Genomic DNA, 20,795 nt, shown 5'->3' on the forward strand with positions numbered 1-20,795 from the left:
ATGTAGATAGCGCACAACACCACCGAAAAAATTCCAGCGCGTCAAAAAGTTTGAAAACTGACTGAACAAGTTTAAACAACTTGGATTAGTCCAAATTCTCAGGCAAAAAAAATGGCCCCTTATACAAGGGGCCATTTTTCACAACACGCTAAATACTCAGAACAACGAGCGACCCTTGTTGGCAGCAATGCGCATGCGCAACGCATTCAACTTGATAAAGCCCGCTGCATCTGCCTGGTTGTAGGCGCCGCCATCTTCTTCGAAGGTGGCGATGTTGGCGTCGAACAGCGAATCATCGGACTTGCGACCGGTAACGATCACGTTGCCCTTGTACAGCTTAAGACGCACAACGCCGTTCACGTGGGCCTGGGAAGCGTCGATCATCTGTTGCAGCATCAGACGCTCAGGGCTCCACCAGTAGCCGGTGTAGATCAGGCTGGCGTACTTGGGCATCAGCTCGTCTTTCAGGTGAGCCACTTCACGGTCGAGGGTGATGGACTCGATGGCGCGGTGGGCACGCAGCATGATGGTGCCGCCCGGGGTTTCGTAGCAGCCACGGGACTTCATGCCCACATAGCGGTTCTCGACGATGTCGAGGCGGCCGATACCGTGTTCGCCACCGATACGGTTCAGGGTCGCCAATACGGTGGCCGGGGTCATTTCGACGCCGTCCAGCGCGACGACATCGCCGTTGCGGTAGGTCAGTTCCAGGTACTGCGGCTTGTCTGGAGCGTTCTCCGGGGAGACGGTCCATTTCCACATGTCTTCTTCGTGCTCGGTCCAGGTGTCTTCCAGCACGCCGCCTTCATAGGAGATGTGCAGCAGGTTGGCGTCCATCGAGTACGGGGACTTCTTCTTGCCATGACGCTCGATCGGGATCGCGTGCTTTTCAGCGTAATCCATCAGCTTTTCACGGGACAGCAGGTCCCATTCACGCCAAGGGGCAATCACTTTCACGCCGGGCTTGAGCGCGTAGGCACCCAGTTCGAAACGCACCTGGTCGTTGCCCTTGCCAGTAGCGCCATGGGAAATGGCATCGGCGCCGGTTTCGTTGGCGATTTCGATCAGGCGCTTGGCGATCAGCGGACGTGCGATGGAAGTACCCAGCAGGTACTCGCCTTCGTAGACGGTGTTGGCGCGAAACATCGGGAAGACGAAATCGCGGACGAACTCTTCGCGCAGGTCGTCAATGTAGATCTCTTTCACGCCCATGGCTTGCGCCTTGGCACGTGCAGGTTCGACCTCTTCGCCCTGACCCAGGTCAGCGGTGAAGGTCACCACTTCACAGTTATAAGTATCCTGCAGCCACTTGAGGATCACCGAAGTGTCCAGGCCGCCGGAATACGCGAGAACGACCTTGTTTACGTCGGCCATGCCATCACTCCACGGGGTTGTACGGAAAGGCGTCGATTCTACCGATCAAAACCGTGGATTTACAGGGGCGCGACAGCAAATGAAGATAAAGCGACAGATTATGTCGAGCGAGCGACCGATGGTCGCAGGTTACGACGTGTGCGCAGGGTTGCTCGGGCCAGTGGCCTGGGGCGCCGGTTTCTCGGGGGCGGCCACACGTTCAAGCTGAATATTCACACGGCGGTTACGAGCGCGGTTGGCGGCATTGGTGTTGGGCGCCAAGGGGTAACTTTCGCCATGGAACCGCAGGGTGATCTGGGACTCCTGGATACCGTTGGCCTTGAAGTAGTCCATCACGGCCAGCGCGCGACGGCGTGAAACATCACGGTTGCTCAGGCGATTACCGCTGTTGTCCGAGTGACCGTTCAGCTCGATATGGTTGACGGTAGGGTCCGCCTTCATGAATTCGAGAATCACCGCCAGCTTCTGCTTCGCCGCTGCGTCCAGCTCGATGCCACCACCGGGGAAGCCCACTTCGGTCTGCTTGACCTGATCGTAATTCATCGGCAGCAGCTTGGCCGTGCACAACTGATAGTCGCTGTAGGCCTTGTTGAATTTCACCGGCAGCAGGCGAATCTCTGAATAGCCGCCCTCACGTCCGTAGTGCCGCACGGTGGGCGAGCGCCCATCGAGCAAACCGTTGAACAGACGCCCGGCCTGGGCCTGGGAGCTGTTGAACAGTACATCGCCGCTGCCGGCACGCACGGCACCGAGATTGATATCACCCCGACCGGGCTGCCAGGGAGCAGCAGCGGCCAACAAGGTGGCCGATCCGGCGCCCAGCGAACCGTTATAGGCTTTCAGACGAAACGTCGCCTGCTCGCCGGCCCGGCGCACGAACTCACCCGAGCCGAAGTCGGTGATCGGTTGGGTCAGGCGGCACTCGAACTTGTCCCCCTCCACCTTCCACTCAATATTCTCCAGACGTGTCTGGAACGTGAGGGCCATCGCAGGCAGGCTGGCGAACACACTGAGCAGGGCTAGATAATGCTGGCGCACGGGAGGCTCCACTGGTTTCTACAACACTTCAAAGCGTCATACATCGATAAGGCATACGAAAGGCTATCGGATGCATCCTGCAAAACTTGATAGCGAGTGCCTGCAAGAGTCTTTTCCGGTAGCATTCCCACCAGATTGACCCGCCTGGAATCCCCAATGTCCGACCGCCTGACCCTGCTGCGTCCCGACGACTGGCATATTCATCTTCGCGATGGTGCTGCGTTGCCCCAAACCGTGGCCGATGTAGCGCGTACGTTTGGCCGCGCCATCATCATGCCTAACCTGGTACCACCGGTGCGTAACGCCGCTGAAGCCGATGCCTATCGCCAGCGTATCCTCGCTGCACGGCCGGCCGGCAGCCGCTTCGAACCGTTGATGGTGCTCTACCTCACCGACCGCACCCAGCCCGCCGAGATTCGCGAGGCCAAGGCCAGCGGTTTCGTGCACGCCGCCAAGCTGTACCCGGCCGGCGCGACCACCAACTCCGATTCCGGCGTGACCAGTATCGACAAGATCCTGCCCGCCATCGAAGCCATGGCCGAAGTCGGCATGCCGCTGCTTATCCACGGTGAAGTCACCCGTGGCGATGTGGACGTGTTCGATCGCGAGAAAATCTTCATCGACGAGCACATGCGCCGCGTGGTCGAGCTGTTCCCGACCCTCAAAGTGGTGTTCGAGCACATCACCACGGCCGATGCCGTGCAGTTCGTCACCGAGGCCTCGGCCAACGTTGGCGCGACCATCACCGCCCATCACCTGCTGTACAACCGCAACCACATGCTGGTGGGCGGGATTCGGCCGCACTTCTATTGCCTGCCGATCCTCAAGCGCAATACCCATCAGGTGGCCCTGCTGGATGCCGCGACCAGCGGTAATCCGAAGTTTTTCCTCGGCACCGACTCTGCGCCACACGCCCAACACGCAAAAGAAGCCGCGTGCGGATGTGCCGGTTGCTACACCGCCTACGCCGCCATTGAGCTCTACGCCGAAGCGTTCGAGCAGCGCAACGCCCTGGACAAACTAGAGGGCTTCGCCAGCCTCAATGGCCCGCGCTTCTATGGCCTGCCGGCGAATACCGACCGTATCACCCTGGTCCGTGAAGACTGGACCGCCCCTGCCAGCCTGCCATTTGGCGAGCTGACCGTTATCCCGCTGCGCGCCGGTGAAACACTGCGCTGGCGCCTGCTGGAGGAAAGCAAGTGAGTGAAGACCATTACGATGACGACCAGGAACAAGGCAGCGGTGGTGGTTCACGCCACCCGATGGCCGAACGCTTCCGTGGCTACCTGCCTGTCGTTATCGACGTAGAAACCGGCGGCTTCAATTGCGCCACCGATGCACTGCTGGAAATCGCCGCAACGACTATCGGCATGGACGAACAGGGCTTTGTGTATCCAGAACACACCCACTTCTTCCGCGTCGAGCCGTTTGAGGGTGCCAACATCGAAGCGGCAGCCTTGGAGTTCACCGGGATCAAGCTCGATCACCCATTGCGCATGGCCGTCACTGAAGAGGCGGCGCTGACCGATATCTTCCGTGGCGTACGCAAGGCGTTGAAGGCCAATGGCTGCAAGCGCGCGATCCTGGTGGGCCATAACAGCAGCTTCGACCTGGGCTTCCTGAATGCCGCCGTGACGCGGCTGGACATGAAGCGCAACCCGTTTCACCCGTTCTCCAGCTTCGACACTGCCACCCTCGCCGGCCTGGCCTACGGCCAGACCGTATTGGCCAAAGCCTGTCAGGCGGCCGGTATCGACTTCGACGGTCGCGAAGCCCACTCGGCCCGCTACGACACCGAGAAAACGGCTGAGCTGTTCTGCGGCATCGTCAACCGCTGGAAGCAGATGGGCGGCTGGGAAGACTTCGGCGACTGAGGTCAAATCCCGCGCATAAAAAAACCGGCCTTCTCAGGCCGGTTTTTTTTACCTCGAACCTGGCTTACAGCTTGCCAGCGTTCTCGGTCAGGTAAGCCGCAACGCCTTCTGGCGAAGCGTTCATGCCCTTGTCGCCTTTTTTCCAGTTAGCAGGGCAGACTTCGCCGTGCTCTTCGTGGAATTGCAGAGCGTCAACCAGACGGATCAGCTCTTCCATGTTACGACCCAGCGGCAGGTCGTTGATGATCTGGGAACGCACAACGCCCTTGTCATCGATCAGGAACGCGCCACGGAAAGCCACGCCGCCTTCGGACTCAACATCATAGGCTTTGGCGATGTCGTGCTTCATGTCGGCAGCCATGGTGTATTTGACTTTGCCGATGCCGCCATCATTGATGGCGGTGTTGCGCCAGGCGTTGTGGGTGAAATGGGAGTCGATGGAAACGGCTACCACTTCAACGTTACGCGCCTTGAAATCGTCCATGCGGTGATCCAGAGCGATCAGCTCCGACGGGCAGACGAAGGTGAAGTCCAGCGGGTAGAAGAACACCAGGCCGTATTTGCCTTTGATGGCTTCAGACAGTTTGAAGCTGTCAACGATTTCGCCATTGCCGAGTACGGCTGGTACGTCGAAATCCGGGGCTTGTTTGCCGACGAGTACGCTCATTGGGTATCTCCTGATGTGAGGGTGACGATTGAAGTAAAAGGACCGGCCCTGAGTCTGCCGCGTTTAGGCGACAGCCCTGTGACGCAGTCACGCTTCGTGAAGACCGACCATCATACACTGAAAAAACCGCTCGTCAGCCCGAGGGCCGTGCCGCCGAATAGCCTACAAATCTACTTTGACAATCATTCTCGTTAACATTAAGATCCACCGCACTTAAGCCTTAAACCCGCGACGGTTCTCCCTTATGTATGTGTGCCTGTGTACCGGCGTCACCGACGGACAAATCCGCGAAGCAATCTACGAAGGTTGCTGCAGCTACAAGGAAGTACGTGAAACCACCGGCGTCGCTAGCCAGTGTGGCAAATGTGCTTGCCTCGCCAAGCAAGTGGTACGGGAAACCCTGACGCAGCTGCAAACAGCCCAGGCCGCGCTCCCCTACTCAGCAGAATTTACACACGCTTAATTAGGCGTGTTTTAAAGAACCGGACTTAGCGTCCGGTTTTTTTATGCCTGTAATTCAATTAGTTAGCGCCAAGACGCGGAACACAAACATTCTTATTCCGATTAATTTTCATTTATTATTCAATAACTTAGGTTTGACACTAGAGAATTGGCCGCTCAAACTCCGCCCTATACACAGCTATTACAGGGCAGGACCCCAGTCATGAAAGGCGACATCTCAGTCATCCAGCAACTCAATAAAATCCTTGCCAATGAACTGGTCGCGATCAATCAGTACTTTCTACATGCACGCATGTACGACGATTGGGGCCTGGAAAAGCTCGGCAAGCGCGAATACAAAGAATCCATCAAGGCCATGAAGGACGCCGACGCGCTGATCAAGCGCATTCTGTTCCTGGAGGGCCTGCCGAACGTACAGGACCTGGGCAAGCTGAACATCGGCGAGCACACCCAGGAAATGATCAGCAGCGACCTGGGCTTTGAGCGCAAGAGCCACAGCGACATCAAGGCCGCCATCGCGCACTGCGAAACCAAGGGTGACTTTGGCAGCCGTGAATTGCTCGAAGATATCCTGGAAGACCAGGAAGAACATATCGACTGGCTGGAAACCCAACTGGGCCTGATCGACAAAGTCAGCCTGGAAAACTACCTGCAATCGCAGATGGGTGAATAACCCTTAGGCGACAGGTACAAAAAAGCCCCGCTCTCGAATGAGAAGCGGGGCTTTTTATTGACCGATGACTTGCAGGAGCCGGCTTGCCGGCTCCTGCAGATCAGGCGTCGGTCTTGGCGGCGGCGTTGGCCGCTGCGTCTTTGATCAGCGCCTGCAACGAACCATCCGCTGCCATTTCAGTGATGATATCGCTACCGCCGACCAGCTCACCGGCTACCCACAGTTGTGGGAAAGTAGGCCAATTGGCGTACTTCGGCAGGTTGGCGCGGATTTCCGGGTTTTGCAGGATATCCACGTAAGCGAACTTCTCGCCACACTGCATCACAGCCTGGGAAGCCTTCGCGGAGAAACCGCACTGAGGAGCGTTAGGCGCGCCCTTCATGTAAAGCAGAATGGTGTTGTTGGCAATCTGCTCTTTGATCGTTTCGATGATATCCATGGAACACCTCGGCTGGAACTTTGCGACTCACAGGTCGGCACGGTGGCGCATTGTAACGCAAAATTCCAACGCGGTGCTCGGCCTGCTTATGCAGCAGCGACTTGGACCGGCACGCCATTCAAGGCCGCATTGCCCGATAACTCATCCAGTTGCCGCTCGTCGGTCAAGTCATTCGCACTCGCCCCCGGCTGCCCGCTGGCAATGCTCATCTGAACGCCCGGCCGGCCGTGGCCCCAACCATGGGGCAGGCTGACCACGCCGGGCATCATGTCCAGGCTGGCGACCACTTCCACCTCGATCATGCCGATACGCGAACTGACACGCACCCGCTGACCATCACTCAACTGTCGACTGCTCAGGTCGTCGGGATGCATATGCAACTGGTGCCGGGGCTTACCCTTCACCAGCCGATGATAGTTATGCATCCAGGAATTATTGCTGCGCACATGACGACGGCCGATCAGCAGCAACTCGTCAGCCACAGGCATGGGTTGCGCCGCAAAACGCGCCAGGTCGGCAAGAATCACCGCCGGCGCCGCCTGCACCTTGCCGTCCGGTGTTTTCAAACGCGCCGCGAGATTGGGCTGCAAAGGCCCCAAATCCATGCCATGGGGATGATCAGCCAACATCGCTACCGACAGTTTATGACTGGACGCATCACCGTAAGCCCCTGCACGCAACCCGAAATCGATCATCTGCGCGGGCGGCATCGTCGGTTTGAGCACCCCACCGGTCTGCGCCGCGAATGCCTTGGCCAAACCAACGAAAATTTCCCAGTCGTGCAACGCCCCTGCGGGTTTGGGCAGGATCGCACGATTGAAGCGCGTGACATTACGCACTGCAAACATGTTGAAGGTGGTGTCGTAATGATCGTTTTCCAGCGCCGAGGTGGACGGCAGGATCAGGTCGGCATACCGCGTCGTCTCGTTGATATACAGGTCGACGCTGACCATGAACTCCAACCCATCCAGGGCCTGCTCCAACTGGCGACCGTTAGGCGTCGACAGCACCGGATTGCCAGCCACCGTCACCAGCGCGCGGATTTGTCCTTCGCCTTCGGTAAGCATTTCTTCAGCCAGGGCCGATACCGGCAACTCACCACCATATTCCGGACGCCCGGAAACCCGGCTCTGCCAGCGATTGAAGTGCCCGCCACCGGTCGACGCCACCAGATCCACCGCCGGCGTCGTGCACAGGGCGCCGCCCACACGATCCAGATTGCCAGTGACCAGGTTGATCAACTGCACCAGCCAATGGCACAGCGTACCGAATGCCTGGGTTGAAACCCCCATGCGCCCGTAACACACAGCTTTGTCCGCAGCCGCAAAGTCCCGCGCCAACTGGCGGATTTGCCCAGCAGGCACGGCACACTGGCGGCTCATGGCTTCGGCGGTAAAACCAGCGATCGCGCGGCGCACCTCCTCAAGGCCCTCCACCGGCAAATGACTGTCACGCGTCAGGTGCTCGGTAAACAACGTGTTGAGTACCCCGAACAGCAACGCCGCATCGCCGCCAGGGCGCACGAACAGGTGCTGATCAGCAATCGCCGCCGTCTCACTGCGCCGTGGGTCAACCACCACCACTTTACCGCCCCGGGCCTGGATGGCCTTGAGGCGCTTCTCCACATCGGGCACGGTCATGATGCTGCCGTTGGAGGCCAGCGGGTTGCCGCCCAGGATCAGCATGAAGTCGGTGTGATCGATGTCCGGAATCGGCAGCAACAGCCCGTGACCGTACATCAGGTGGCTGGTGAGGTGATGGGGCAACTGGTCCACGGAGGTGGCCGAAAACCGGTTGCGCGTCTTGAGCTGGCCCAGGAAGTAGTTGCTGTGGGTCATCAGCCCATAGTTGTGCACGCTGGGGTTGCCCTGGTACACCGCCACCGCATTCTGCCCATGCCGGGCCTGGATGCCCGCCAGCCGCTCGGCGATCAGGGCAAATGCCTCATCCCACGGGATTGGCTGCCATTCGCTGCCCACCCGCAGCATGGGCTGATGCAGGCGGTCGGGATCATTCTGGATGTCCTGCAATGCCACAGCCTTCGGGCAGATGTGGCCACGACTGAAACTGTCCAGCGGGTCGCCCTTGATCGAAGTGATCGCCAGGCTGCCGTCTTCGGCTTGGGTGGTTTCCAGGGTCAAGCCACAAATGGCTTCACACAGATGGCAGGCACGGTGGTGGAGAGTCTTGGTCATGGCCAGTCTCTTTATAGGGCTTTGGTTCGACTATGGGCCGTGACCACGACAGGCACCAGCATCGTTCGCCCTGTGAATCGATAGCCATCAGGCCAGGCGATAAGCAAACATGAGCAAATGTTACAGAGCCTCCAGGCGACGCCTAAAACCGACGCAGCCTGGCCTGGGCCCGCCCCTGCGCATTGCAAAAGGTTGCAACGCCAGTGTACAAATGACCCGCTGCTGTCTGGAAACCGTCTTCAAAAGCGCTTTCGCGCCCTTCTTGAACACCCATAAAACCGTAGCCCCTATTGGTAAGACGCGACATTTAATTATAAGATCGCGCCTTCCCCTATTTCGTCGCCCCGTGCGGCTTTCGCCGCAGGTCTCGCCCGTTGTCACAATAAACAAGGCTTTGAGTATCTGCGGTCTGTTGCAAAAAGGTAGTTAATGATGAGCGCAAGGCACTTTCTCTCCCTGATGGATTGCACGCCCGAAGAGCTGGTCAGCGTGATCCGTCGAGGCATTGAGCTTAAAGACCTGCGTAACCGCGGCGTACTGTTCGAGCCTTTGAAAAACCGCGTGCTCGGGATGATTTTCGAGAAGTCGTCGACCCGCACCCGCCTGTCCTTCGAAGCCGGCATGATCCAGTTGGGTGGCCAGGCCATCTTCCTGTCGCCGCGTGACACCCAACTGGGCCGTGGCGAGCCGATCAGCGATTGCGCCATCGTCATGTCGCGCATGCTCGATGCAGTGATGATCCGCACCTTCGCCCACAGCACCCTGACCGAATTCGCCGCCAACTCGCGCGTGCCGGTGATCAACGGCCTCTCCGATGACCTGCACCCGTGCCAATTGCTGGCCGACATGCAGACCTTCCTTGAGCACCGTGGCTCGATCCAGGGCAAGACCGTGGCCTGGATCGGTGACGGCAACAACATGTGCAACAGCTATATAGAAGCGGCGATTCAGTTCGACTTCCACCTGCGCATTGCCTGCCCGGACGGCTTCGAACCGGCCGCCGAGTTCCTGGCCAAGGCCGATGGCCGTGTGCAAATCCTGCGCGATCCAAAGGATGCGGTGATCGGCGCGCACCTGGTCAGCACCGACGTCTGGACCTCCATGGGCCAGGAAGACGAAACGGCCAAGCGCCTCGCCTTGTTCGCGCCGTACCAGGTCACGCGTGAGCTGCTCGACCTGGCCGCGCCCGATGCGCTGTTCATGCACTGCCTGCCAGCACACCGTGGTGAAGAGATCAGCCTCGACCTGCTCGACGACCCGCGCTCCGTGGCCTGGGACCAAGCCGAAAACCGCCTGCACGCGCAAAAAGCCCTGCTCGAATTCCTCGTCGAACCGGCGTACCACCACGCATGAGCCAGCCATTACTGCTGAGCTTGCGCGATCTGGCATGCGGCTATCAGGATCAACGTGTGGTGCAGAACCTCAATCTGCACCTCAACGCCGGCGATATCGGTTGCCTGCTCGGCTCTTCGGGCTGCGGCAAAACCACGACCCTGCGCGCAATTGCCGGATTTGAGCCGGTGCACGAAGGCGAAATCCGCCTCGCGGGCGAAGTGATCTCCAGCGCCGGTTTTACCCTGGCACCGGAGAAACGTCGCATCGGCATGGTGTTCCAGGACTACGCGCTGTTTCCCCACCTCAGCGTGGCCGACAACATCGCCTTCGGCATTCGCAAACACCCGCAAAAAGACCGTGTGGTCGCCGAGTTACTGGAACTGGTCAACCTGAAGAACCTGGGCAAGCGTTTCCCCCACGAGCTGTCAGGCGGCCAGCAGCAACGCGTCGCCCTGGCCCGCGCCCTGGCGCCAGAGCCACAACTGCTACTGCTGGACGAACCGTTCTCCAACCTCGACGGCGAACTGCGGCGCAAGCTCAGCCACGAGGTGCGCGACATCCTCAAGGCGCGCGGCACCAGTGCAATCCTGGTGACCCATGACCAGGAAGAAGCGTTCGCCGTGAGTGACCATGTGGGCGTTTTCAAGGAAGGTCGCCTTGAGCAGTGGGACACGCCCTACAACCTCTATCACGAGCCGCAGACCCCGTATGTCGCCAGCTTTATCGGCCAAGGCTATTTCATCCGCGGCCAATTGAGTTCGCCCGACTCCGTGCATACCGAACTGGGCGACCTGCGCGGTAACCGCGCCTACACCTGGCCTACGGGGGGCGCAGTCGACGTATTGCTGCGCCCGGACGACATCGTCTATGCGCCAGACAGCCCATTGACGGCGCGGATCGTCGGCAAGACTTTCCTTGGCGCGTCGACCCTGTACCGCCTGCAACTGCCGACCGGCGCGCAGCTGGAGTCGATTTTCCCCAGCCATGCTGACCATCAGGTGGGCGCGGACGTGGGTATTCGCGTGGCCGCTGAGCATTTAGTGCTGTTCCAGGCTTCAGGCAGCGTCGCGGCGCAGGTGCCTCGATCCGAATCCGGCGTACGGCGCTACAGCCCGGCTGGCTGAGTCAATGAAGGGGGCTTGCCCCCCCCAACATTGGTTCTCCGACAGACCGTGATTAAACCCGGCCAATTTCTGCGAATTTGGCCTGGGTATGTTCCGCCAGCACCGCGGCAGGCAACTCCACTTCCAGCCCCCTTCTGCCCGCACTGACAAAAATTGTCGCAAACGGCTGCGCCGTCACGTCGATAAATGTGCGCAAACGCTTCTTCTGCCCCAATGGGCTGATGCCTCCCAGCAGGTAACCGGTAGAACGCTGCGCCGCCGCCGGGTCAGCCATTTCGACTTTTTTCACCCCGGCCGCGTGGGCAAGGGCTTTGAGATCCAGACTTCCGACGACCGGCACCACGGCCACCAATAACTCGCCCTTCTCACTGCTGGCCAACAAGGTCTTGAACACCTGTGCCGGGTCGAGGCCCAATTTCTCTGCGGCCTCCAGGCCATAGGAGGCCGCCTTGGGGTCGTGTTCATAACTGTGGATGCGATGTTCGGCGCGAACTTTTTTCAACAAATCCAGTGCGGGTGTCATGACGCCTCCGGGCGTGGCAAACAGATGGCCAATTCTAGGCCAAGCCCACACAAAACGCTCTAGTCCGCCCTCCTCGCCAACAATGCTTAACGTAGCCAGCGTGATCATTCATCAAACCAATAGTTCGAAAGTGACCGACAGTTCACTTTCGACCTTTGACAGCAGTCATTCTTGTCTATATTTTTTCGTTTCCGAATACTGTAGGAATACATCTACAGCATTCCAGCAGTAAGCCGCGCCTTGGATGGGGATCCTCGTCACGGTGAAAATCGCGCAACCGCCCGTTGAGGCAGTGCGCCAGACAAGAACAACAATCGAGGTTTTCCATGACAACTGCTCTTCAACAGCCTTCACTTTCAAGCCAATGCATGGCCGAGTTCCTGGGCACTGCGCTGCTGATCTTCTTCGGTACGGGATGTGTCGCTGCGCTCAAGGTCGCGGGTGCCAGCTTTGGGTTATGGGAAATCAGCATCATCTGGGGGATCGGCGTCAGCATGGCGATCTACCTGAGCGCCGGTATTTCCGGGGCTCACCTGAACCCGGCGGTCAGTATCGCCCTGTGTATTTTTGCCGACTTCGACAAACGCAAACTGCCCTTCTACATTCTTGCCCAGGTCGCCGGTGCCTTCTGTTCGGCCGCCCTGGTCTACACCCTCTACAGCAACCTGTTTTTCGATTACGAACAAACTCACCATCTGGTGCGCGGCACCCAAGCCAGCCTGGAATTGGCGTCAGTGTTCTCCACCTACCCCCACGCGCTGCTGAGCACCGCCCAGGCCTTCCTGGTGGAAATGGTCATCACCGCGATCCTGATGGGCGTGATCATGGCTCTGACCGATGACAACAACGGCTTGCCACGCGGCCCGCTGGCCCCACTGCTGATCGGCCTGCTGATTGCGGTAATTGGCAGCGCCATGGGCCCGCTGACCGGCTTTGCGATGAACCCGGCGCGGGATTTCGGGCCCAAGCTGATGACCTTTTTCGCTGGCTGGGGTGAAATGGCCTTTACTGGCGGTCGCGACATTCCTTACTTCCTGATTCCGATTTTCGCGCCGATTGTCGGCGCATGCCTCGGTGCTGCGGCCTATCGCGGGCTGATTGCCCGCCACTTGCCGAGCGCCGCACCTGCTGTAGCTGAAACAACTGACACGGCTGTCAACGGCAAGACTCGTATTTCCTGAAAGCGCCAGCCTGGCCCCCTGCCCTTCGCGGCCCAGGCTGATTTCCGACTTCCTTATTTCGTCCAAGGCAATAGACATGACCGATATCGAGAATAAGAACTACATCATTGCCCTTGATCAGGGCACCACCAGTTCCCGGGCGATCATCTTCGATCGTGACGCCAACGTGGTCTGCACCGCCCAACGTGAATTCACTCAGCATTACCCGCAAGCCGGCTGGGTCGAACATGACCCGATGGAAATCTTCGCCACACAGAGCGCAGTGATGGTCGAGGCCCTGGCACAAGCCGGCCTGCACCATGACCAGGTCGCCGCCATCGGTATCACCAACCAGCGTGAAACCACCGTGGTATGGGACAAGATCACCGGCCGCCCGATCTACAACGCCATTGTCTGGCAATGCCGCCGCAGCACCGAGATCTGCCAGCAGCTCAAGCGCGACGGCCACGAGCAATACATCAACGACACCACCGGCCTGGTCACCGACCCGTACTTCTCCGGTACCAAGCTCAAGTGGATCCTCGATAACGTCGAAGGCAGCCGCGAACGTGCGCGCAACGGCGAGTTGCTGTTCGGCACCATCGACAGCTGGCTGATCTGGAAATTTACCGGCGGCAAGACCCACGTTACCGACTACACCAACGCCTCGCGCACCATGCTCTTCAACATCCACACCCTGGAGTGGGATGCGAAGATGCTGGAGATCCTCGACGTACCGCGGGAAATGCTGCCGCAAGTGAAGTCTTCTTCCGAGATCTACGGCCGCACCAAAAGCGGCATCGCCATCGGCGGTATTGCCGGTGACCAGCAAGCGGCGCTGTTCGGCCAGATGTGCGTGGAACCCGGCCAGGCCAAGAACACCTACGGCACCGGCTGCTTCCTGCTGATGAACACCGGCGACAAAGCGGTGAAATCCAAGCACGGCATGCTCACCACCATCGCCTGCGGCCCGCGTGGCGAAGTGGCCTACGCGCTGGAAGGCGCAGTGTTCAACGGCGGCTCCACCGTGCAGTGGTTGCGGGACGAGCTGAAAATCATCGCCGACGCCACCGACACCGAATACTTCGCCGGCAAGGTCAAGGACAGCAACGGCGTGTACCTGGTCCCGGCCTTCACCGGCCTGGGCGCTCCGTACTGGGACCCGTATGCCCGTGGCGCACTGTTTGGCCTGACCCGTGGCGTACGTGTGGATCACATCATTCGTGCAGCCCTGGAGTCGATCGCCTACCAGACCCGCGACGTACTCGACGCCATGCAACAGGATTCGGGCGAACGCCTCAAGGCCCTGCGTGTCGACGGCGGCGCGGTAGCCAACAACTTCCTGATGCAATTCCAGGCCGACATTCTCGGCACCCAGGTCGAACGCCCGCAAATGCGTGAAACCACGGCACTCGGCGCCGCCTACCTTGCGGGCCTGGCCTGTGGCTTCTGGGGCAGCCTGGACGAATTGCGCGGCAAAGCCGTGATCGAGCGCGAATTCGAACCGCAACTGGAAGAAGCCGCCAAAGAGAAACTCTACGCCGGCTGGCAAAAAGCGGTGAGCCGCACCCGTGATTGGGAACCGCACGAAGGCGCCGAATAAGCCACGCGCCGGACCCATATTGGGTTGTAACTGGTAGGGAGCAGATTCCTGCGTCATCATGGGCCACTTTTGTATGGCAGCCCAAAGGACGCCCCATGAATCTGCCTCCCCGCCAACAACAAATCCTCGAACTGGTCCGCGAACGCGGCTACGTCAGTATCGAGGAGATGGCGCAGTTGTTCGTTGTCACCCCGCAAACCATCCGCCGCGATATCAATCAACTGGCGGACGCCAATCTGTTGCGCCGCTACCACGGCGGCGCAGCCTATGACTCCAGTGTCGAGAACACCGCCTACGCCATGCGTGCCGACCAGATGCGCGACGAGAAACAGCGCATCGGCGAAGCCATTGCGGCACAAATTCCCGATCACGCCTCGTTGTTCATCAATATCGGTACCACTACCGAGTCCATTGCCCGTGCGCTGCTCAATCACAATCACCTGAAAATCATCACCAATAACCTCAACGTCGCCACCATGCTTAGCGCAAAGGACGACTTCGATGTATTGCTGACCGGCGGCAATGTGCGCCGTGACGGCGGTGTGGTGGGTCAGGCCAGTGTCGATTTCATCAACCAGTTCAAGGTCGACTTCGCGCTGGTGGGTATCAGCGGCATCGACGAGGACGGCAGCCTGCTCGACTTCGACTACCAGGAAGTCCGGGTTTCCCAGGCGATCATCGCCAATGCGCGCCAGGTGATCCTGGCGGCGGACTCGAGCAAATTCGGGCGCAATGCCATGATTCGCCTGGGACCGATCAGCCTGGTGGACTGCCTGGTGACGGATCAGGAGCCGGTGCCCGCCTTGGTGCAGTTGTTGAATCAGCACAAGGTTCGCCTGGAAGTCGTATAGCGTCAGCGCTGACGCCATCGGGGGCTTGCCCCCGATGACGATCTATCTGACAGGCCATTTCTTACGCCTGCCTCGGTTTCATGTTCACAAATTTTCCTTTTCCCGCCCTTCGATGAGTTTTTTCAATCGAAGTCGGGTGGCTGTGCCCGCGTTTATCAGCTACCATTTTCGCAAATGAACATTAATGTTCGAATTCCAATACGAAAAAGATCCCGAGGCCAGCCGATGAACCCTTCTACCTTGCCTGCTCCACCGCTTGCCGAAGTCTATGACGTTGCCGTAATCGGTGGCGGGATCAATGGCGTCGGGATTGCAGCAGACGCAGCCGGGCGCGGTTTGTCGGTATTCCTTTGCGAAAAGGATGACTTGGCCAGCCACACCTCCTCCGCCAGCAGCAAGCTGATCCACGGCGGCCTGCGCTACCTCGAACATTACGAATTCCGCCTGGTGCGCGAAGCCCTGGCCGAACGTGAAGTACTGCTGGCCAAGGCCCCGCACATCGTCAAGCAGATGCGCTTCGTATTGCCCCACCGCCCGCACCTGCGCCCGGCATGGATGATCCGCGCCGGCCTGTTCCTGTATGACCACCTGGGCAAGCGCGAGAAACTCGCCGGCTCCAAGAGCCTCAAGTTCGGTCCCGACAGCCCGCTGAAAAGCGAAATCACCAAAGGCTTCGAATACTCCGACTGCTGGGTCGACGACGCCCGCCTGGTAGTACTCAACGCCATGGCCGCCCGTGAAAAAGGCGCGCATATCCACACCCAGACCCGCTGCATCAGCGCCCATCGCAGCAACGGCATGTGGGACATGAACATGGAACGCGCCGATGGCAGCCTGTTCTCGATCCGCGCCCGTGCGCTGGTGAACGCCGCCGGCCCATGGGTCGCCAAGTTCATCAAGGACGACCTGAAGCTGGATTCGCCCTACGGCATCCGCCTGATCCAGGGCAGCCACCTGATCGTGCCGAAACTGTATGAAGGCGCCCACGCGCACATTCTGCAGAACGAAGACCAGCGTATCGTCTTCACCATTCCGTACCTGAACCACCTGACCATCATCGGCACCACCGACCGCGAATACACCGGCGACCCGGCGAAAGTGGCGATCACCGAAGGTGAAACCGACTACATGCTCAAGGTCGTCAACGCGCACTTCAAGAAACAGCTGAGCCGCGACGACATCGTCCACACCTACTCGGGTGTGCGCCCACTGTGCAACGACGAGTCGGACAACCCGTCGGCCATCACCCGCGACTACACCCTGTCGCTGTCCGGTGGCGTGGGCGAGGCGCCGATTCTGTCGGTGTTCGGCGGCAAGCTGACCACCTATCGCAAGCTCGCCGAATCAGCGATGGCGCAACTGGCGCCGTACTTCACGCAGATGCGTCCAAGCTGGACCGCCACCGCCAGCCTGCCCGGTGGCGAGGACATGACCACGCCAGAAGCCCTGGCCGAGGCTATTCGCAGCAAATTCGACTGGTTGCCGAGCGAGATCGCACGCCGCTGGTCCACCACCTACGGCAGCCGCACCTGGCGCCTGCTGGAGGGCGTGCAATCGCTGGCAGACCTGGGCGATCACCTGGGTGGCGGCCTGTATACCCGCGAGGTCGACTACCTGTGTGCGCAAGAATGGGTAACCCAACCCCAGGACGTGCTGTGGCGCCGCACCAAACTCGGCCTGTTCACCACTGCGCAGGAACAGGACAACGTGCAGCGTTACCTGTCCAAGGTTGAGCAGAGCCGCAGCAAGATCGAAGCAGCCTGACCCCTCCTTACTGTAGGGGCGAGCGTGCTCGCAAAAACCTCAGAGCGCCGCGTTTATTCAGAATAAACGCGGCGTTTTTGCATTCTTCGCCAGTAGGCTCGCTCCTACGCACGTCCTACAGCATTCGGTTTTCCGAACGCGATCCCCCAACCTATTCGGTTTGCCGGATCAAACCGGCAAATATGCGCTGTAACACAAAGTTAATTTTCATATAAATCATATAGTTAACCTTTTACTCAGGGTCTGGCACGACTCATGCTCTACACTCTTTGACGATTGCCTGAGGCACCTCAGGAGCCGTCATGGGCATTCGCTGTACAAGAGAGCCGTAAGCCGGCTTCATAAAAAAAACAAATGTCGAGGAAGTATTGATGCGCATCGTTCCCCCTATCCTGGGCGCAGCTATCGCTGCTGCTCTGATCAGCACTCCAGTTTTTGCCGCCGAACTCACCGGCACACTGAAGAAAATCAACGACTCCGGCACCATCACCCTCGCTCACCGCGACAGCTCCATTCCGTTTTCCTACATCGCGGACGGTTCGGGCAAACCTGTGGGCTACTCCCACGACATTCAGCTGGCCATCGTTGAAGCCCTGAAAAAAGACCTGAACAAGCCCGACCTGAAGGCCAAGTACAACCTGGTCACCTCGCAAACTCGTATTCCGTTGATCCAGAACGGCACTGCAGACCTTGAGTGCGGTTCCACCACCAACAACGCCGAACGCGCCCAGCAGGTCGACTTCACCGTCAATATTTTCGAAATCGGCACCCGTCTGCTGGTCAAGAAAGACAAGGAAGGCAAGCCGTCCTACGCTGACTTTGCCGACCTCAAAGGCAAAAACGTCGTGACCACCGCCGGCACCACGTCCGAGCGCATCATCAAGGCGATGAACGCCGACAAGCAGATGGGCATGAACGTCATCTCCGCCAAAGACCACGGCGAATCCTTCCAGATGCTCGAAAGCGGCCGCGCCGTCGCCTTCATGATGGACGACGCCCTGCTGGCCGGTGAAGAAGCCAAGGCCAAGAAGCCGGACGACTGGGTCATCACCGGTACTCCGCAATCCTTCGAAGCCTACGCGTGCATGGTTCGTAAAGACGACCCAGCGTTCAAGAAAGCTGTAGATGACGCTATCGTCGGCCTGTACAAATCCGGCGAGATCAACAAGATCTACAGCAAGTGGTTCGAAAGCCCGATCCCACCGAAAGGCCTGAACCTGAACTTCCCGATGAGTGAAAAGGTCAAGGCTCTGATCGCCACTCCGAGCGATAAGCCAGCGCCTGAAGTAAAAATCTGACACTGATCTAACCTTATCTCCTGGGGGAGCCAACCCTCCCCCAGGCGTCTGTTACTACCTGCTGGCTATACCTTGGAACACTCGACCTGGCGGTTTTCGAGCCGATCGTGTGTGCCTGGCGTTCATCGTCAGGCGGGAATGGACCTTCCCCAAGCGGGTGCTTGTACATCGATCGATTTCGAGGGGAGACCCTAATGAATTACAACTGGGACTGGGGCGTGTTCTTCAAGTCCACCGGCGTGGGCAGCGAGACTTATCTCGACTGGTACATCGCCGGCCTGGGCTGGACCATCGCCATCGCTGTCGTGGCATGGATTATCGCCTTGTTGCTGGGCTCCATTCTGGGGGTCATGCGCACTGTGCCAAACCGCCTCGTAGCGGGCATTGCGACCTGCTATGTGGAGCTGTTTCGTAACGTACCGCTGCTCGTGCAACTGTTCATCTGGTACTTCCTGATACCCGACCTGCTGCCGCAGAACCTGCAGGACTGGTACAAGCAAGACCTGAACCCGACCACCTCGGCCTACCTGAGCGTTGTCGTGTGCCTGGGCCTGTTCACCGCCGCCCGTGTCTGCGAGCAAGTGCGTACCGGCATCCAGGCGCTGCCACGCGGCCAGGAATCCGCCGCGCGGGCCATGGGCTTCAAGCTGCCGCAGATCTACTGGAACGTGCTGCTGCCCCAGGCCTACCGGATCATTATTCCGCCGCTTACCTCGGAATTTCTCAACGTCTTCAAGAACTCCTCCGTGGCGTCCTTGATCGGCCTGATGGAATTGCTGGCGCAAACCAAGCAGACCGCCGAGTTCTCGGCCAACCTGTTTGAAGCCTTCACCCTGGCAACGCTGATCTACTTCACGCTGAACATGAGCCTGATGCTGCTGATGCGCGTGGTCGAGAAGAAAGTCGCCGTGCCCGGCCTGATCTCCGTGGGGGGTAAATAATGGAACTTGATTTCAGCGGCATCATCCCCGCGATCCCAGGCCTGTGGAACGGCATGCTCATGACCCTGCAGTTGATGGTCATGGGTGTGATCGGCGGTATCGCCCTGGGCACCGTCCTCGCGCTGATGCGCCTGTCGTCCAGCAAACTGCTGTCGCGCGTGGCCGGCGCCTATGTGAACTACTTCCGCTCGATCCCATTGCTGCTGGTAATCACCTGGTTCTACCTGGCGGTGCCGTTCGTATTGCGCTGGATCACCGGCGAAGACACGCCGATCGGTGCGTTCACCTCGTGCGTCGTGGCCTTCATGATGTTCGAAGCCGCGTACTTCTGTGAGATCGTGCGGGCCGGCGTGCAGTCGATCCCCAAGGGTCAGATGGCCGCCGCACAAGCGATGGGCATGACCTACGGCCAGACCATGCGCCTGATCATCCTGCCCCAGGCGTTCCGCAAGATGACCCCGTTGCTGCTGCAACAGTCGATCATCCTGTTCCAGGACACCTCGCTGGTCTACACCGTGGGCCTGGTGGACTTCCTCAACTCCGCCCGCTCCAACGGCGACATCATTGGCCGCTCCAATGAGTTCCTGATCTTCGCCGGTGTCGTCTACTTCATCATCAGCTTTTCCGCCTCGCTGCTGGTCAAGCGTCTGCAAAAAAGGTTTGCCGTATGATCTCTATCAAGAACATCAACAAGTGGTATGGCGACTTCCAGGTGCTGACCGATTGCAGCACCGAGGTTAAAAAAGGCGAAGTGATCGTGGTGTGCGGGCCGTCGGGCTCGGGCAAGTCCACCCTGATCAAGTGCGTCAACGCGCTGGAACCGTTCCAGAAAGGCGACGTGGTCGTCGATGGCACCTCCATCGCCGACCCGAAGACCAACCTGCCGAAACTGCGTTCACGCGTGGGCATGGTGTTCCAGCACTTCGAACTGTTCCCGCACCTGACCATCACCGAAAACCTGACCATCGCGCAGATCAAGGTGCTCGGCCGCAGCAAGGAAGAGGCCACCAAGAAAGGCCTGCAACTGCTTGAGCGCGTAGGCCTGTCGGCGCACGCCCACAAGCACCCTGGCCAGCTCTCCGGTGGTCAGCAGCAACGTGTGGCGATTGCCCGCGCCCTGGCCATGGACCCGATCGTCATGCTGTTCGACGAACCGACCTCGGCCCTCGACCCGGAAATGGTCAACGAAGTACTGGACGTGATGGTGCAACTGGCCCAGGAAGGCATGACCATGATGTGCGTGACCCACGAAATGGGCTTTGCCCGCAAAGTGGCCGACCGCGTGATCTTCATGGACGCCGGCAAGATCATCGAAGACTGCCCGAAAGAAGAATTCTTCGGCGACATCAGCGCCCGCTCCGAACGCGCGCAGCACTTCCTTGAGAAAATCCTGCAGCACTAAAAACAGCCTCACTCCCACCCTGTAGGAGCGAGCTTGCTCGCGAAGAACCCAAGAGCACCGCGGACATCCAGG

The 20,795-nt window shown here is 59.3% G+C and carries 20 protein-coding genes; 14 read left to right on the forward strand and 6 right to left on the reverse strand.

All coding sequences use genetic code 11. From position 1 onward, the window contains the following. Nucleotides 1-156 precede the first annotated feature (156 nt). Complete coding sequence (locus AD670_RS14640) at nt 157-1,374, reverse strand: argininosuccinate synthase (protein WP_053133440.1); 1,218 nt, start codon at nt 1,372-1,374, stop codon at nt 157-159. Between the two features lie 129 nt (nt 1,375-1,503). Next, entirely contained in the window at nt 1,504-2,412 is a 909-nt protein-coding gene (locus AD670_RS14645; RefSeq protein ID WP_053133441.1) for an OmpA family protein, read from the reverse strand. Between the two features lie 156 nt (nt 2,413-2,568). Here AD670_RS14645 and pyrC point away from each other — a divergent pair, with 156 nt between their 5' ends. Continuing rightward, entirely contained in the window at nt 2,569-3,615 is a 1,047-nt protein-coding gene (pyrC, locus tag AD670_RS14650) for a dihydroorotase (protein ID WP_053133443.1), read from the forward strand. After that, nucleotides 3,612-4,286, forward strand: coding sequence for a ribonuclease T (rnt, locus tag AD670_RS14655; RefSeq protein ID WP_053133445.1), 675 nt, complete (start codon nt 3,612-3,614; stop codon nt 4,284-4,286). The genes pyrC and rnt overlap by 4 nt, the downstream gene beginning before the upstream one ends. A gap of 64 nt (nt 4,287-4,350) precedes the next feature. Here rnt and AD670_RS14660 read toward each other — a convergent pair whose 3' ends face one another. Continuing rightward, a complete protein-coding gene (locus AD670_RS14660) occupies nt 4,351-4,953 on the reverse strand; it encodes a peroxiredoxin (RefSeq protein ID WP_003172097.1) in 603 nt (200 codons plus the stop codon). A gap of 244 nt (nt 4,954-5,197) precedes the next feature. Here AD670_RS14660 and AD670_RS14665 point away from each other — a divergent pair, with 244 nt between their 5' ends. Further along, the gene (locus tag AD670_RS14665; protein ID WP_010564137.1) at nt 5,198-5,416 is read left to right on the forward strand and encodes a bacterioferritin-associated ferredoxin; all 219 of its coding nucleotides are present in this window, start codon (nt 5,198-5,200) and stop codon (nt 5,414-5,416) included. Between the two features lie 201 nt (nt 5,417-5,617). After that, nucleotides 5,618-6,088, forward strand: coding sequence for a bacterioferritin (gene bfr / locus AD670_RS14670; protein WP_053133448.1), 471 nt, complete (start codon nt 5,618-5,620; stop codon nt 6,086-6,088). Between the two features lie 100 nt (nt 6,089-6,188). Here the strand turns inward: bfr and grxD are convergent, their stop codons facing one another. Both grxD and AD670_RS14680 read right to left on the reverse strand, forming a co-directional pair. Beyond that, nucleotides 6,189-6,527, reverse strand: a complete 339-nt coding sequence (grxD, locus tag AD670_RS14675) for a Grx4 family monothiol glutaredoxin (RefSeq protein WP_027604591.1) — start codon at nt 6,525-6,527, stop codon at nt 6,189-6,191. An 86-nt stretch (nt 6,528-6,613) separates the two neighbouring features. Beyond that, a complete protein-coding gene (locus AD670_RS14680) occupies nt 6,614-8,722 on the reverse strand; it encodes a molybdopterin oxidoreductase family protein (RefSeq protein ID WP_053133451.1) in 2,109 nt (702 codons plus the stop codon). A 432-nt stretch (nt 8,723-9,154) separates the two neighbouring features. Here AD670_RS14680 and argF point away from each other — a divergent pair, with 432 nt between their 5' ends. Together argF and AD670_RS14690 are read left to right on the forward strand one after the other, a co-directional pair. Next, the gene (argF, locus tag AD670_RS14685; RefSeq protein ID WP_053133454.1) at nt 9,155-10,075 is read left to right on the forward strand and encodes an ornithine carbamoyltransferase; all 921 of its coding nucleotides are present in this window, start codon (nt 9,155-9,157) and stop codon (nt 10,073-10,075) included. Further along, complete coding sequence (locus tag AD670_RS14690) at nt 10,072-11,181, forward strand: ABC transporter ATP-binding protein (protein ID WP_053133457.1); 1,110 nt, start codon at nt 10,072-10,074, stop codon at nt 11,179-11,181. The genes argF and AD670_RS14690 overlap by 4 nt, the downstream gene beginning before the upstream one ends. A gap of 52 nt (nt 11,182-11,233) precedes the next feature. On the opposite strand, the gene ybaK is transcribed toward AD670_RS14690, so the two are convergent. Next, a complete protein-coding gene (gene ybaK / locus AD670_RS14695) occupies nt 11,234-11,704 on the reverse strand; it encodes a Cys-tRNA(Pro) deacylase (protein WP_053133460.1) in 471 nt (156 codons plus the stop codon). Between the two features lie 326 nt (nt 11,705-12,030). On the opposite strand from ybaK, the gene AD670_RS14700 reads away from it, so the two are divergent. The 8 genes from AD670_RS14700 to AD670_RS14735 all read left to right on the forward strand — a co-directional run bounded on the left by AD670_RS14700 (nt 12,031) and on the right by AD670_RS14735 (nt 20,723). Further along, complete coding sequence (locus AD670_RS14700; RefSeq protein ID WP_053133463.1) at nt 12,031-12,885, forward strand: MIP/aquaporin family protein; 855 nt, start codon at nt 12,031-12,033, stop codon at nt 12,883-12,885. A 76-nt stretch (nt 12,886-12,961) separates the two neighbouring features. Further along, nucleotides 12,962-14,467 carry a glycerol kinase GlpK gene (gene glpK / locus AD670_RS14705; RefSeq protein WP_053133466.1) on the forward strand — a complete coding sequence of 502 codons (1,506 nt, stop codon included), beginning with the start codon at nt 12,962-12,964 and terminating at the stop codon, nt 14,465-14,467. A 95-nt stretch (nt 14,468-14,562) separates the two neighbouring features. Next, complete coding sequence (locus AD670_RS14710) at nt 14,563-15,318, forward strand: DeoR/GlpR family transcriptional regulator (RefSeq protein WP_027604598.1); 756 nt, start codon at nt 14,563-14,565, stop codon at nt 15,316-15,318. Nucleotides 15,319-15,543: 225 nt separating this feature from the next. Then, nucleotides 15,544-17,082: a glycerol-3-phosphate dehydrogenase gene (glpD, locus tag AD670_RS14715; RefSeq protein ID WP_053133469.1), complete on the forward strand. Its 1,539-nt coding sequence runs from the start codon at nt 15,544-15,546 to the stop codon at nt 17,080-17,082. Between the two features lie 371 nt (nt 17,083-17,453). Further along, nucleotides 17,454-18,380 carry a glutamate/aspartate ABC transporter substrate-binding protein gene (locus AD670_RS14720; RefSeq protein WP_053133472.1) on the forward strand — a complete coding sequence of 309 codons (927 nt, stop codon included), beginning with the start codon at nt 17,454-17,456 and terminating at the stop codon, nt 18,378-18,380. Between the two features lie 194 nt (nt 18,381-18,574). Next, nucleotides 18,575-19,321: an amino acid ABC transporter permease gene (locus AD670_RS14725; protein WP_053133475.1), complete on the forward strand. Its 747-nt coding sequence runs from the start codon at nt 18,575-18,577 to the stop codon at nt 19,319-19,321. Beyond that, the gene (locus AD670_RS14730; protein ID WP_053133478.1) at nt 19,321-19,992 is read left to right on the forward strand and encodes an amino acid ABC transporter permease; all 672 of its coding nucleotides are present in this window, start codon (nt 19,321-19,323) and stop codon (nt 19,990-19,992) included. Before AD670_RS14725 ends, AD670_RS14730 begins: the two co-directional genes overlap by 1 nt. Then, nucleotides 19,989-20,723, forward strand: coding sequence for an amino acid ABC transporter ATP-binding protein (locus AD670_RS14735; RefSeq protein ID WP_003208734.1), 735 nt, complete (start codon nt 19,989-19,991; stop codon nt 20,721-20,723). The genes AD670_RS14730 and AD670_RS14735 overlap by 4 nt, the downstream gene beginning before the upstream one ends. Nucleotides 20,724-20,795 lie beyond the last annotated feature (72 nt).

It is taken from the genome of Pseudomonas sp. MIACH, assembly GCF_001269925.1.
Taxonomy (GTDB): Bacteria; Pseudomonadota; Gammaproteobacteria; order Pseudomonadales; family Pseudomonadaceae; genus Aquipseudomonas.